This window comes from Xenorhabdus khoisanae (genome assembly GCF_001037465.1).
In the GTDB taxonomy this organism is placed as follows: Bacteria; Pseudomonadota; Gammaproteobacteria; order Enterobacterales; family Enterobacteriaceae; genus Xenorhabdus; species Xenorhabdus khoisanae.
Window position 1 is genome coordinate 25,049 of record NZ_LFCV01000008.1, and the last position, 14,467, is coordinate 39,515.

Annotated in this window: 13 protein-coding genes and 1 other annotated feature; of the genes, 9 read left to right on the top strand and 4 right to left on the bottom strand. The window is 42.5% G+C overall.

What is annotated here, in order from left to right; genetic code table 11:
• Nucleotides 1-134 precede the first annotated feature (134 nt).
• From rpsP to rplS, 4 genes are all read left to right on the top strand, one after another.
• Entirely contained in the window at nucleotides 135-383 is a 249-nt protein-coding gene (gene rpsP, locus AB204_RS01590) for a 30S ribosomal protein S16 (RefSeq protein WP_047961642.1), read from the top strand.
• Nucleotides 384-401: 18 nt separating this feature from the next.
• On the top strand, nucleotides 402-950 hold the full coding sequence (rimM, locus tag AB204_RS01595; RefSeq protein WP_047961643.1) for a ribosome maturation factor RimM: 549 nt from the start codon (nucleotides 402-404) through the stop codon (nucleotides 948-950).
• A 37-nt stretch (nucleotides 951-987) separates the two neighbouring features.
• Nucleotides 988-1,740, top strand: coding sequence for a tRNA (guanosine(37)-N1)-methyltransferase TrmD (gene trmD, locus AB204_RS01600; protein WP_047961644.1), 753 nt, complete (start codon nucleotides 988-990; stop codon nucleotides 1,738-1,740).
• A gap of 64 nt (nucleotides 1,741-1,804) precedes the next feature.
• Nucleotides 1,805-2,158 (top strand): 50S ribosomal protein L19, encoded by a 354-nt coding sequence (gene rplS, locus AB204_RS01605; RefSeq protein ID WP_010845356.1) that lies wholly within the window; start codon nucleotides 1,805-1,807, stop codon nucleotides 2,156-2,158.
• Nucleotides 2,159-2,241: 83 nt separating this feature from the next.
• On the opposite strand, the gene AB204_RS01610 is transcribed toward rplS, so the two are convergent.
• Nucleotides 2,242-3,585: an anaerobic C4-dicarboxylate transporter gene (locus AB204_RS01610; RefSeq protein WP_047961645.1), complete on the bottom strand. Its 1,344-nt coding sequence runs from the start codon at nucleotides 3,583-3,585 to the stop codon at nucleotides 2,242-2,244.
• Nucleotides 3,586-4,137: 552 nt separating this feature from the next.
• On the opposite strand from AB204_RS01610, the gene AB204_RS01615 reads away from it, so the two are divergent.
• Together AB204_RS01615 and tyrA are read left to right on the top strand one after the other, a co-directional pair.
• Nucleotides 4,138-5,232 (top strand): 3-deoxy-7-phosphoheptulonate synthase, encoded by a 1,095-nt coding sequence (locus AB204_RS01615; RefSeq protein WP_047961646.1) that lies wholly within the window; start codon nucleotides 4,138-4,140, stop codon nucleotides 5,230-5,232.
• 5 nt (nucleotides 5,233-5,237) lie between these two features.
• Nucleotides 5,238-6,359, top strand: a complete 1,122-nt coding sequence (tyrA, locus tag AB204_RS01620) for a bifunctional chorismate mutase/prephenate dehydrogenase (protein ID WP_047961647.1) — start codon at nucleotides 5,238-5,240, stop codon at nucleotides 6,357-6,359.
• Nucleotides 6,360-6,420: 61 nt separating this feature from the next.
• On the opposite strand, the gene pheA is transcribed toward tyrA, so the two are convergent.
• The 3 genes from pheA to bamD all read right to left on the bottom strand — a co-directional run bounded on the left by pheA (nucleotide 6,421) and on the right by bamD (nucleotide 9,522).
• Nucleotides 6,421-7,575 (bottom strand): bifunctional chorismate mutase/prephenate dehydratase, encoded by a 1,155-nt coding sequence (gene pheA, locus AB204_RS01625; RefSeq protein WP_047961648.1) that lies wholly within the window; start codon nucleotides 7,573-7,575, stop codon nucleotides 6,421-6,423.
• Between the two features lie 64 nt (nucleotides 7,576-7,639).
• Nucleotides 7,640-7,762: a sequence feature (Phe leader region), on the bottom strand.
• Nucleotides 7,763-8,009: 247 nt separating this feature from the next.
• Nucleotides 8,010-8,342, bottom strand: a complete 333-nt coding sequence (gene raiA / locus AB204_RS01630; protein ID WP_047961649.1) for a ribosome-associated translation inhibitor RaiA — start codon at nucleotides 8,340-8,342, stop codon at nucleotides 8,010-8,012.
• A 451-nt stretch (nucleotides 8,343-8,793) separates the two neighbouring features.
• Complete coding sequence (bamD, locus tag AB204_RS01635) at nucleotides 8,794-9,522, bottom strand: outer membrane protein assembly factor BamD (protein WP_200898190.1); 729 nt, start codon at nucleotides 9,520-9,522, stop codon at nucleotides 8,794-8,796.
• A gap of 147 nt (nucleotides 9,523-9,669) precedes the next feature.
• Here bamD and rluD point away from each other — a divergent pair, with 147 nt between their 5' ends.
• The 3 genes from rluD (at nucleotide 9,670) to clpB (ending at nucleotide 14,101) form a co-directional block, all read left to right on the top strand.
• Nucleotides 9,670-10,647 carry a 23S rRNA pseudouridine(1911/1915/1917) synthase RluD gene (rluD, locus tag AB204_RS01640; RefSeq protein WP_047961651.1) on the top strand — a complete coding sequence of 326 codons (978 nt, stop codon included), beginning with the start codon at nucleotides 9,670-9,672 and terminating at the stop codon, nucleotides 10,645-10,647.
• 4 nt (nucleotides 10,648-10,651) lie between these two features.
• A complete protein-coding gene (gene yfiH, locus AB204_RS01645) occupies nucleotides 10,652-11,398 on the top strand; it encodes a purine nucleoside phosphorylase YfiH (protein ID WP_047961652.1) in 747 nt (248 codons plus the stop codon).
• Nucleotides 11,399-11,527: 129 nt separating this feature from the next.
• Entirely contained in the window at nucleotides 11,528-14,101 is a 2,574-nt protein-coding gene (gene clpB, locus AB204_RS01650) for an ATP-dependent chaperone ClpB (protein WP_047961653.1), read from the top strand.
• Nucleotides 14,102-14,467 lie beyond the last annotated feature (366 nt).

The window sequence follows — 14,467 nt, forward strand, 5'->3', positions numbered from 1 at the left end:
ACAAAGTCGCGAAAGAAAATGTACTTTGGATTGCTTTTTGCGCCAAAGTGAGTAAAATTTTCGGGCTTTTAAATGGACAGCCGGACTCCATTCCTCGATGGAGTCTGGTTGTTTTGCTAACTAATGAGGATGTTATGGTAACAATTCGTTTAGCTCGTGGCGGCGCAAAAAAGCGTCCGTTCTATCAAGTAGTCGTGACCGATAGCCGCAATGCGCGTGATGGTCGTTTTATTGAGCGTGTAGGTTTCTTTAACCCAATCGCTTCAGGAAATGCAGAAGCTCTGCGTTTAGATCTGGACCGTATCGAACACTGGGTTGGTCTGGGTGCATCTGTGTCTGATCGTGTTGCTGCACTGATCAAAGACGCTAAGAAAACAGCTTAATCTGTCGCGGTGGTAACAATGAGCAAGCAATCTGGCCTGAAGCACCCTGCTGAGCCAATCGTATTGGGGAAATTAGGGTCAGCGTATGGCATTCGTGGTTGGCTCAGAGTTTTTTCTTCCACCGAACATGCCGAAGACATTTTTGAATATCAACCGTGGTTTATTCAACGCTCAGGTCAGTGGCAACACGTTGAGCTGGAAGCGTGGAAATACCACAATCAGGATATTATCGTCAAAATCAAAGATATTGATGATCGGGATGCAGCGAATTTACTGACTAACTATGAAATTGTAGTGGATTCCCAACAGTTACCAGAACTGGAAAACGGTGATTATTACTGGAAAGACCTCATGGGTTGCCAAGTCATAAACACTGCGGGTTACAGCCTTGGAACCATTCATGACATGATGGAAACAGGTTCTAACGATGTGATGGTAATAAAAGCAAACCTGAAAGATGCATTCGGTATCAAGGAGCGGTTAGTTCCGTTTCTTGATGGGCAGGTTATCAAGAAAGTCGATCTCGCTACCAAAACGATTGAGGTAGATTGGGATCCTGGTTTTTAATCTCCGGTAAAAACGGTTTAAATGAGTGGGACGCAGTATGTGGATTGGGGTTATTAGCCTGTTTCCTGAAATGTTCCGCGCAATAACCGATTACGGGGTAACTGGTCGGGCAGTAAAAAATGGCCTGCTCAGTATCGAATGTTGGAGTCCACGGGATTTTACCTACGACCGACATCGTACTGTTGATGATCGTCCTTATGGCGGTGGTCCAGGCATGCTGATGATGGTGCAACCCTTACGGGAAGCCATCCATGCAGCCAAAGCTTCGGCGGGTGTTGGTGCTAAGGTGATTTATCTTTCACCTCAGGGGCGCAGACTCGACCAACAGGGAGTTTGTGAACTGGCAGCGAATGAGAAATTAATTCTGGTTTGCGGTCGTTATGAAGGTATTGATGAGCGTGTCATTCAAACCGAAATTGACGAAGAATGGTCTATCGGTGATTACGTTCTGAGCGGGGGAGAACTTCCAGCAATGACAATGATTGACTCAATATCTCGGTTTATTCCGGGGGTTTTGGGGCGTCAGGCATCAGCAGAAGAAGATTCATTCGCTGATGGATTGTTGGATTGTCCGCATTATACTCGCCCTGAAGTGTTAGACGGTATGGAAGTTCCCCCAGTTCTTCTGTCAGGAAATCATGCCGAAATTAATCGCTGGCGAATGAAACAATCGCTTGGCCGAACTTGGTTACGAAGGCCCGAACTTCTAGAAAGCCTAGCTCTGACTGACGAGCAAAGGATGTTGCTGGCTGAATTCCAGCGGGAATATCAAGATCAGGCAACGAATTAATCCAGACATATCCTGTAAAGGAATGTCTTTGATATATCAGTTTACCTAGGGTAAGAGAGTTATTATGAGCAACATTATTAAACAACTTGAACAAGAGCAGATGAAGCAAGACGTACCTTCATTCCGTCCGGGTGATACCGTGGAAGTTAAGGTATGGGTCGTTGAAGGTTCTAAAAAGCGTCTGCAGACATTCGAGGGCGTGGTTATTGCGATTCGTAACCGCGGTCTGCACTCTGCATTCACTGTTCGTAAGATTTCTAACGGCGAAGGTGTTGAGCGTGTATTCCAGACTCACTCCCCAGTCGTAGACAGCATCAACGTTAAACGTCGTGGTGCTGTTCGCAGAGCTAAACTGTACTACCTGCGTGAGCGTTCTGGTAAGGCTGCTCGTATTAAAGAGCGTCTGAACGCGAAATAATACGCTTTTGCTACATCCGAAAGTTATCGTTAAAGGCCAGCAATTTGCTGGCCTTTTTTTAAGTTCTTAATGGGCTTTAAACATTACATAAAAGCACTGACCAAAAGATATCCAACTGTGCAGGCACTGCTGACACCAATCAATCCGGGCAGAATAAAGCTGTGATTGATGATGAATTTCCCGATTTTTGTTGTACCTGAACGATCGAAACCAATGCAAGCCAGATCGCTTGGGTAAGTAGGTAAAACGAAATAGCCGTAGGCAGCAGGAAAGAAAGCAATCAGAAGTTTGGGATCAACACCAAGTTGTAATCCCATTGGTGCAATCGCTGTTAATGCTGCGGCCTGGCTGTTAACTAACTTTGATACCAAGAACAGCACCAGAGCATAAGTCCATGGTTGTGCTTGAACAACATCTTCTAAAACGAGCTTTAATTCACCCAGATGTGAGTGAAAGAAAGTATCACTCATCCATGCCACGCCAAAGACAGAAAAAATGGCAACCATACCCGCTTTGAACACCGCACTGTTGGCGATTTCGTTAGCTTTGACTTTGCACACCATCAGCATGATGGCTCCTGCAATTAACATCATCATCTGGATCACCAGATTCATGGAGAGGGGTTTTAACGTTCCATTTGTTTCAAAGACAGGGCGCAGGTCTGTAAATGCACCAAATAAAACCACGACTGCAATAGCAGCAAAGAAAATCCAGGTTGCCCAATAAGACTGTTTAGGAAATGCTTGGTCTAATAATGTTTCTGAACAGCCATAAATAAACTCACACTGTTTTGGATCTTTAATTTTTTCCTGAAACTCCTCGTCCTTATCCAGATCTTTCCCTCGGCGCAAACTCCATAATGCAGCAAGTATTACTCCTGTCAGTGATGCAGGTATTGAAACCACCAAAATTTCTAAAATTCCGTAAGCTTGGCCAATACCATGACTGGCAGCAATAATTGATACTAAAGAGACGACAGCGACAGAAACTGGAGAAGCTGTGATTGCCATTTGGGAAGCAACAGAAGCAACCGCCATTGGACGTTCAGGACGGATGCCTTTTTTCAGGGCAATATCACCAATGATTGGAAACATGGTATACACCACGTGCCCTGTACCACAAAGAAAAGTCAGAGTCCAAGTTGTCAATGGTGCCAAAAGGGTAATGTGCTGTGGATGGCGGCGCAGAAGACGTTCTGCAAATTGCATCATGACATTGAGTCCACCTGCTGTTTGTAAAACAGAAGCACAACCAATTACGGCAAGAATAGTGAGCATCACATCAACAGGAGGCTTACCGGGTTCCAAGCCGAAAACAAATGTCAGTATAAAAAGCCCAATACCACTGATCAGTCCCAATCCCATTCCCGCATAACGCGTACCGATTAATAAGCATATGATTATTATGGTAAATTGCAGCGTTATCATATCTGTCCTTAGTAAATGATTAATAAATAAAAACTGGCAACACAGGCTTTTGGATCTGCATTACTTATCCCCATCGTCTTTCAAGTTACAGCTTTGTTTTTGAAAGCTTGAAATTTATTGGCTATAGCTGTTCTTTATAAATGTTGTTTTATAGTTTCATAAGATCACTAAAAACACATATTAATATTATTAAAAACTAGATATAAAAATGGGATTGAGATCTTGTTTTTATTAGATGATTTTAAAAGAAATTTATCTGATTGGTAAATGAATCAAAGAAGGTTAATAAAATATTTCCATGTGGATAAAATTGTAAAATTCAATTCACAAAAAAGTAACGTGTAAATTTATTTATATGTTACTTTTCTAAATTAGAAATGTAATAAATTATTTCTTTATGCATAGAGGTGATGAAATTACATCAATGTAAATATTTGTTTACGATAAATGGAAAGTATTTACATTAATGGATTGTATTCTTTACGAGGCATGGTATGTTATCCAGCAGACACTTAAAAAACTCTAAATGGACAAGACAAGGCAGGTATAGAAATGATCATGCAAAAAGATGCACTTAATAACGTTCATATTCTCGGTGAACAGGTTCTTATCACTCCAGAAGAACTGAAACAGAAATACCCATTGAGTAGCAACGATCTGCATGCCATCACAAACGCGCGTAATACTATTGCTGATATCATTCAGCATCGTGATCCTCGTTTATTAGTGGTATGTGGTCCATGTTCAATTCATGACGTGGATGCTGCCTTGGATTACGCCCGCCGTTTGAAAATACTCTCTGCTGAATTGAGTGATTGTCTGTATATTGTAATGCGTGTCTATTTTGAAAAGCCTCGTACAACGGTCGGTTGGAAAGGCTTAATCAGTGATCCTTACATGGATGGTTCGTTTGATATGGACGCAGGGCTGCATATTGCCCGCCGCCTGTTATTAAATCTGGTCGAAATGGGATTACCTTTGGCGAATGAGGCGCTTGACCCCAATAATCCACAGTATCTGGGCGATTTGTTTAGTTGGTCAGCGATTGGTGCAAGAACAACTGAGTCTCAAACCCATCGGGAAATGGCGTCGGGTTTATCGGTATCAGTTGGGTTTAAAAATGGTACGGATGGTAATTTGAATACCGCAATTAACGCCATGAAAGCTGCTGCAATGCCTCATCGCTTTATGGGCATCAATCAGTCAGGTCAGGTTTGTTTGCTACAAACCCAAGGAAATCCGAACGGGCATGTGATCTTACGTGGCGGAGCGGCACCAAATTACAGTGCTGAACATGTTGCTGACTGTGAACACCAAATGATGAAAGCAGGGCTGACGCCATCACTGATGATTGATTGTAGTCACGGTAATTCTAATAAAGATTTTCGTCGTCAGAGCATGGTAGTGGATTCTGTTGCTGAGCAGATTATGTCTGGAAATCAGTCCATCATTGGCATCATGTTGGAAAGTCATATTAACGAAGGCAACCAATCCTCCGAACAGCCCCGCGCTGAGATGAAATATGGTGTGTCGGTAACTGACGCCTGCATTAATTGGCAGGCTACGGAGCAGGTATTAAGAAAATTACATCAACAAATTGCTCCACATTTAGCACACCGAAACACGATGATGAAAAAAGCAGGATAATCAATATGGCAGAAGAGTTGTCACAACTGAGGGAACAAATTGATGAGGTAGATAAAGCTTTATTAGCTTTACTGGCGAAGCGCCTGAATTTAGTGGCGCAGGTTGGGGAAGTTAAAAGCCAACTTGGTTTACCGATTTATGCACCTGACAGGGAGGCGACAATGCTGGCATCCCGTCGTCAGGAGGCTGAAGATATGGGAATTCCGCCTGATTTGATCGAAGATATCTTGCGCCGTATTATGCGGGAATCTTATGTCAGCGAAAACAACAAAGGTTTCAAAAAACTCTGCACTCACTTGGGGCCTGTGGTTATCGTCGGTGGTTCAGGCAAAATGGGTAAACTATTCAGCCGATTGCTGACTTTGTCAGGCTATGAAGTGAGAGTGCTTGAGGTTGGGGATTGGGATCACGCCGAAGATATATTGGCTGATGCCGGAATGGTGATAATCAGCGTTCCGATTCATCTAACGGAAGACATTATTCGCCGCTTACCTCCTTTGCCAGAACAATGTATTTTGGTTGATCTTGCTTCCATCAAACACAAGCCATTAAATGCGATGCTTGACGTGCATCAAGGGCCTGTTTTAGGGTTACATCCTATGTTTGGGCCAGATGTAGGTAGCTTTGCTAAACAAGTCGTTGTGTATTGTGATGGGCGTTATCCAGAAGCATATCAATGGCTTTTGGAACAAATATCGGTATGGGGTGCGAGATTGCATCAAATCAGCGCAGCGCAACATGATAAAAATATGAGTTTCATTCAGGCCCTGCGTCATTTTTCTACTTTTTCTTACGGCCGACACCTTGCAAAAGAAGGTATTGATTTACAGCAGTTACTTTCACTGTCTTCACCTATTTACAGATTGGAGCTAGTGATGGTGGGACGGTTATTTGCACAAGATCCCCAGTTATATGCTGATATCATTATGTCTAGCCCTGAGAATATTGAACTGATCCGTCGTTATCATCAAAGCTTTGGGCAAGCTTTGGAGATATTGGAAAATAAGGATAAATCGACATTTATTGCGAGTTTTAACCAAGTCAGTGAATGGTTTGGCGATGAAGCAAGCCGCTTTATGAAAGAAAGCCGAACTCTTTTGCAACAGGCCAGTGATAGCAGGATATAGCGAACACCTTAGTATGCTTATCATATGTTAAAACCGGATGTTTCCATCCGGTTGCTTATTGTTAGATTGGATCGATAGGAATGACATTCTCTGATGGGTAACATCCCAACACTTTCAAAAAGTGAGTAATTTCTGACAGCTCTTTGAGCACCTGTTGCATTTTCATGGAACGCAGATTGGCTTGTACATCGATATAAAACATCTCTTCCCACGGCTTACCGTTTATTGGGCGGGATTCCAGCTTACTCATGACGATATCGTGCTTCTTCAAAATAATTAGCGCATCAACTAGTGCACCGGCTTGTTGTCCTGTTGACATGATAAACGTGGTTTTGGCTGGAACTTGGTCAGATACCTCAATAGATTTGCGGGCAACAACAATAAAGCGGGTACTATTGTCTTGCTGATTAGCTAGATTGTTTTCTAAAACGTGTAATCCATAGAGCCCTCCACCTGCTTCACTGCCTAATGCTGCTACTTCTGGTGAGTTGAGTTCAGCGACTTTCTGCATAGCAGCGGCTGTACTTTCACAATAGACAATATTCCAGTGAGGGTATTTATTAAGATATTGATTACACTGTTGAAAAGGTTGAGAGTGACTATAAACGGTTTTTATCCTGGAAATCTCAGTCTGCCCGGAAATCAATAAACAGTGATTGATTGGCAGGGTTATCTCTCCAACAAGGGATAAAGGTGTATTCTGCAATAAATCATAAACTTCATTGATTGCCCCGGAACTTGTATTTTCCAGTGGTAGAATGCCGTAATCTGCCTGACCAATCTCGACCAATGAAAAGATATCAGGGAATTTGTGGCAACTGCACTCAACCAATTGATTAAAATGACGAGCAGAAAATTGGCGAGCCGCAATATGAGAATAGGAACCTTTTGGCCCAAGAAAAGTAATGCGGGCAGAATCATAAGGTGTTTGATTCAAGTGCTGTTGCAACAAAGCTTGTTGGGTGAGCACTGAATCTTCAATAATCATCTGAAAGAGCCGGGTAATGTAAAATCCATCTAAACCATGGGACTTACCTTTATCAATTAGTACATTTAATAGCTCTCGTTCACGGTTTTTATCTCGAATAGGGCGGTGATCGAGAAGTTTGGTTTGAGCGATACTGCTGGCTAACTGCCGACGTTTAGCGAGTAAGTCCAGTAGATCAGCATCAATATTACTAATTTCTTCTCGTAAATTGATTAAATCTCGTTCCATAGCGTGTTCCTGACCTTCTTATTATGGGGAGCGGTTGTGTTGTAGGTATTGCTTATAACCTATAAACAAAAAAACCTCCCATCGGTAGGGAGGTTTTTGTTCGTCTTCTTGATTTCTTTTTAAAACGAAAAAACCTCCTTATGAGAAGGTGAAAAAGAAAAATAAGAAAGACAGATTGATAGTCATTTGGTTCGTTAGCACATTACTTTACACATTTAATAATGTACTTTAATTAACCTATTTGAAGGGACGTGTCAACAGAAGGCTTTTATCACCTTTATATTGCAAGCGGCTGTTTTGCCGAGAGCGTACTTAAGTTGGAGAACCTAAGCTGCATTGGATACATAGATTAGAAGGTAAAAAAACAGATAGATAATGAAAACAGGCAGCAAAAACGCGCTCAGTGAGCGCGTTAGAACAAGAATAAGGAATGATTATACTTCTGGATCAAGGTTGGACTCTTTTACACTGTTATCTGCGCGACGAGCTTCTGCCTTATGTTGTACTTTATTGAGCTGACGCTCCAATTTTGTAAGTAGTTCGTTGATAGCAGCATACATGTCCTCATGTTTAGCACTGGCAACCAATGTGCCATTCGGTGTGCCAATTGTGGCATCAACCAAAAATCCTTGCGGCTCTTTTGAGAGTACAATATGTGGACTAATTAGGTTGACTTGCCATTTGCTCAACTTATTTAGACGGTCTTCTACATGGCTACGAATTGCGGGGGTAATTTCCATTTGCTTACTAGTAATGTTTACTAACATATAGTTACCTCTTAATGTTACTCCGTCTTCAATAAGCCCAGCATACCGCGCTTTTGGGCAAAAAGAATGATCTAAATCACTTTTGTTGTGCGATTTCGAAAGCAAGTGACAGAATTGTGATAGTCGAGGAAGTTATGGATAATTTTTGTTGCGGAGTGGTGCATTATGCGTCATTATCAGTCAGTTGTGGTATTATAAATTATGTTATAATTTTATAATGTAAATTATTTTCGTCATGAAAATATTGTAAATGTCATTAAAATCATTCTAATTTTCCGCTAATCCGCTAATCCGCTAATCCGCTAATCCGCTAATCCGCTAATCCGCTAATCCGCTAATCCGCTAATCCGCTAATCCGCTAATTAAAGAGTAAAAATCGGATGCCATAAAAAAACAGCAACTGTTTAGCTGCTGTTTTTGGATGCTTGCTTAAGTCTGATAAGGGCAAAATTTATGCAGGATTGGCTGCGATAAGTTGTGCTACTTTATTGGCTTCAGCCGTTAACCCCAGTTCCTTATAAGCTGATTCCATATAAGGAAGGGCTTCCAAAGTCGCTTTAGTATCAGGATAATCTCGTAACATCTGTTCTACGCGATTGACAACTGCCACATAAGCGCTGCGTTTAGTGTAATATTTCACGACGGCAAGTTCATACTTAGCCAAGCGCTCCTTAAGGAATACTAAACGCTTGGTAGAGTCGGCTGCATATTGACTATTTGGATAGTAACGCACGAGCTGATTGAAATCACGGAATGCGGCACGGGCATGTTCAGGGTCACGATCTGAACGATCAATACCGAAAAGGCCTTGTAATGCACTATCATCATCATCCAGAGCTTGTGAAACTAATCCACGCATATACATTACATAGTCTATATTAGGGTGGGTTGGATTCAAGCGCATGAAACGGTCAATGGATGCGAGAGCCAGTGGAAATTCAGCTGATTTGTAGTAGGCGTAGATCAAATCAAGCTGAACTTGTTGGGAGTACGGCCCAAAAGGATAACGGTTATCAAGGGATTCCAATTGCTTGATAGCCGCTTTATAGTTACCTTCTTGTAGCTTTTCCTGCCCGGTTGAATAAATTTGAGATGGCGGGATATCAGGAACAGCATCCTTATTGCTGGAGCATCCAGATAAAACCAGGCTCAATGTGGTCGCTGCCACCAGATATTTCATGCGAATCATCACGTGTTGATTATCCTCTGAGTGTTTTCTGGGAGACTGTCCATGAAGCTCCCGGCAAAATATAGAGTTACAATAGCACACTATTTTAAATGAAACGGCCTCGCCGTCAAAACTCAACGTAAAATATAGAAATTATATATGGCACAACAAATCCGACTTAATGCAATAGTCGCTGAATCTCAGCTTGGTCAACGTTTAGATCAAGCTTTGGCTGAATTGTTCTCTGATTATTCAAGATCACGTATAAAAGAGTGGATCTTGGATAATAAAGTTCAAGTTAACGGTAAATTAATTAATAAACCAAAAGAAAAAGTTCTGGGCGGTGAAGAAATTTTCATCAATGCTATCATTGAAGAAGATGCACGTTGGGAACCACAGGATATTGAATTGAATATTGTTTATGAAGATGACGATATTCTGGTAATCAATAAACCACGAGATTTGGTTGTTCATCCCGGAGCGGGTAACCCTGATGGTACAGTATTGAATGCGCTGTTATATCGTTACCCTGAAATTGCGGATGTGCCTCGAGCAGGTATTGTTCACCGTCTCGATAAAGATACGACAGGATTGATGGTTGTCGCAAAAACTGTACCAGCACAAACTCGCTTGGTGGAATCCCTGCAATTACGCGAAATAACACGTGAGTATGAAGCTGTCGCGTTGGGATGCATGACGGCTGGTGGAATGGTAGAAGAACCGATTTCCCGTCATCCAACTAAACGGACACACATGGCAGTACATCCTATGGGAAAACCTGCTGTTACTCATTATCGAGTTATGGAGCATTTTCGTGCACATACCCGTTTGCGTTTGCGTTTGGAAACAGGCAGGACGCATCAAATTCGTGTACATATGGCGCATATTAAACATCCTTTGGTTGGAGATCCTCTGTACGGCGGACGTCCTCGTCCTTTAAAAGGAGCCTCAGACGAATTTCGCGAAGTGATGCGCAACTTTGATCGGCAAGCATTGCATGCCACCATGTTACGCCTTTACCATCCGATCACGGGTATTGAAATGGAATGGCATGCACCGCTCCCGGATGACATGGTTAAATTGATTGAAGTAATGAAAGCAGACGCTGAAACTTTCAAAGATGAAATGGACTGGTAGGTAAATGACATCACTGATTTTTCCTGATTGGCCGCAGCCTGATAATGTTGGCGCTTGTAGTACAACCCGTTTGGGGGGCGTAAGCCTGCCTCCATACGACAGTTTAAACTTGGGTGCTCATGTTGGAGACAAACCAGAAAGTGTAGAGCAGAATAGAACATTGCTGGTTGAATATGCTCAATTGCCGCAACACCCCACTTGGTTGGAACAAGTACACGGAACACGTGTTATCACTCTCGGGAGTCAGTCACATGATGGTCAGTCACAGGAAAATAATCAGGCTGATGCCGTTTACACTAATATTCCGGGGCAGGTTTGTGCTGTTATGACAGCAGATTGCCTCCCCGTATTATTTTGCAGTATTTCAGGAGATGAAGTTGCAGCAGCTCATGCCGGATGGCGTGGGTTATGTGCAGGAGTATTGGAAAATACGGTATCTCGATTTAATGCAAAACCTGAAATGATCCGCGTGTGGTTGGGGCCAGCTATTGGCCCTGAAAAATTTGAGGTGGGCAGTGAAGTCAGGGATGCTTTCATTGCGACCAATCCTGATCTAGCGCAAGCCTTCACACCTTATGGTGATAAATTTCTGGCAAATATTTATTTACTGGCTAAATTAAAATTGCAGTCTGTAGGGATAACAGACATTTTCGGTGGAACTGCGTGCACAGCCACAGAGGAAAAAAACTTTTTCTCTTATCGTCGAGATGGTAACACTGGGCGAATGGCAACTTTAATCTGGTTGCGATGACCTACCTTACAGGACGATCTTTAGTGTATAGCGGTCAGTTTTCAATTAACTTTTCAGAAGACCTTGAATATTTAAGGAATGGCCTTATCTAATCTCCAGTAGCAAATTCTGACCAGTATTGGAGGTGTTATGCGTCTGGATCGTCTTACCAATAAATTCCAGCTTGCTCTCGCTGACGCCCAATCCCTCGCATTAGGGCGTGATAATCAATTCATTGAACCTATCCACTTGATGAGCGCATTGCTCAATCAAGAGGGTGGCTCTGTTCGTCCTTTATTGGCATCAGCAGGGGTGGATACGGATAGCTTTAATAAGCAACTTAATCAGGCTCTGAACCGATTGCCAAAAGTAGAGGGCAATGGTGGGGATGTTCAGGTATCCAATGAGCTGGGGCGTTATTTAAACCTGTGTGACAAACTTTCGCAAAAAGCAGGTGATAACTTTATTTCTTCTGAACTCTTTGTTCTGGCAGCGATAGAAGAACGTGGAACATTAAGTGACATACTGAAAGCTGTTGGGGCAAACAAAGATAAAATCACTAAGGCAATAGAACAAATGCGTGGTGGTGAAAACGTGAATGATCAAGGCGCAGAAGATCAGCGCCAGGCATTAAAGAAATATACAATTGATCTGACTGAACGTGCTGAACAAGGCAAATTAGACCCTGTTATTGGGCGTGACGAAGAAATTCGTCGCACAATTCAGGTATTGCAGCGTAGAACTAAAAACAATCCCGTTCTTATTGGCGAACCGGGTGTTGGGAAAACAGCCATTGTTGAAGGTTTGGCACAGCGTATTGTTAACGGTGAAGTTCCTGAGGGATTGAAAAACAAACGTGTTTTGTCCCTTGATATGGGCGCGCTGTTGGCGGGTGCGAAATACCGCGGTGAATTTGAAGAACGTTTGAAAGGTGTTTTGAACGATCTCGCCAAACAGGAAGGCTCAGTTATCCTGTTTATTGATGAATTGCATACCATGGTCGGAGCGGGTAAAGCTGAGGGTGCAATGGATGCCGGTAACATGCTGAAGCCCGCTCTGGCTCGTGGTGAACTGCATTGTGTTGGTGCGACGACATTGGATGAATATCGGCAGTACATTGAAAAGGATGCCGCCTTGGAGCGTCGTTTCCAAAAGATTTACGTCGCAGAGCCTACTGTTGAAGACACCATTGCTATTCTGCGTGGGCTCAAAGAACGTTATGAATTGCATCATCATGTACAGATTACCGACCCGGCAATCGTTGCGGCAGCAACATTATCTCATCGCTATATTTCCGATCGTATGCTGCCTGATAAAGCAATTGATTTGATTGATGAAGCAGGGGCAAGCCTGCGTATGCAGATGGATTCTAAACCAGAAGCATTGGATCGTCTGGAACGCCGTGTTATTCAATTAAAGCTTGAACAGCAGGCACTGAAAAAAGAGTCTGATGATGCCAGTAAGAAACGCTTAGAAATGCTGAATGAAGAATTGGCGGAAAAAGAGCGTGAATACTCTGAACTGGAAGAAGAGTGGAAAGCTGAGAAAGCAGAACTTAGTGGTACTCAGAATATCAAGGCTGAGTTAGAACATGCACGTATTGAGTTAGAAAAAGCTCGCCGTAGTGGTGACTTGGCCAAAATGTCTGAAATTCAGTACGGAAAAATTCCAGAATTGGAAAAACGTCTGACAGCGGCAACAGCAGCAGAAAATCGTCATATGAAACTGCTGCGTAATAAAGTCACAGATGCTGAAATTGCTGAAATACTTGCTCGTTGGACAGGAATTCCTGTTTCCAGAATGTTGGAGAGTGAAAAAGACAAATTGCTGCGCATGGAGCAAGAATTACATAAACGTGTTATCGGGCAAAATGAAGCTGTGGATGCCGTATCGAATGCAATTCGTCGTAGCAGAGCGGGATTATCTGATCCTAATCGTCCAATTGGCTCTTTTATGTTCTTAGGGCCGACTGGGGTTGGTAAAACAGAATTGTGTAAGGCGCTGGCTAATTTCTTATTCGACAGTGATGATGCCATGGTGCGCATCGATATGTCGGAATTTATGGAAAAACACGCCGTTTCAAGATTAGTAGGCGCTCCTCCAGGATATGTTGGATACGAAGAAGGTGGTTATCTGACAGAAGCTGTACGCCGTCGTCCCTATTCTGTCATCTTGCTGGATGAAGTAGAGAAAGCACACCCAGATGTTTTCAATATATTGTTGCAGGTATTGGATGATGGTCGTTTGACCGATGGTCAGGGAAGAACGGTTGATTTTCGTAATACGGTTGTGATTATGACCTCTAACTTAGGTTCAGATATGATTCAGGAGCGTTTTGGTTCACTGGATTATATAGGAATGAAAGATATGGTGATGGAAGTAGTTGGTCATCATTTCAGACCTGAGTTTATTAACCGTGTTGATGAAGTCGTTGTATTCCATCCATTAGGAAAGGAACATTTAACATCTATTGCGAAGATTCAATTGCAACGTTTATATCAGCGTCTGGAAGAACGAGGTTATCAGGTTACAATGACACCTTCTGCATTGGAGAAACTGAGTGAAGCTGGTTTTGATCCTGTATATGGTGCTCGTCCATTAAAACGCGCTATTCAGCAAGAAATTGAAAATCCACTGGCTCAACAAATTCTTTCTGGCAAGTTAATTCCGGGCAAATTGGTGACCTTGGAGCTGGAAAATAACCGTATTGTTGCAATGCAATAATACGGTTTACTTAGAGCCTCTTTTAGTTAAAGAGGCAATGAAGATAAAAAGAGGTGGAAAAAACACCTCTTTTTTCTTTTTGTAGACTAATAAAACATCGAATTAAGCTGTTTTGGGCGATAAGTAAGCGGCTGAGCATTTTTTTTAAAATAACTGTTGCCAGTATCACAAAAGTCCCTATAATGCGCATCCGTTGTCACGACAAACACACAAACCTGTCGAGATGACAAAGTGAAAGGCCTTGAAAAATAAGGCTTGACACTTGAGGCGAAAGGCGTAAGATACGCAGCCTCGCAACCGGGAAGAGAACTGCCGGTTGCCAACGCTCTTTAACAATTTAATCAGACAATCTGTGTGGGCACTCGC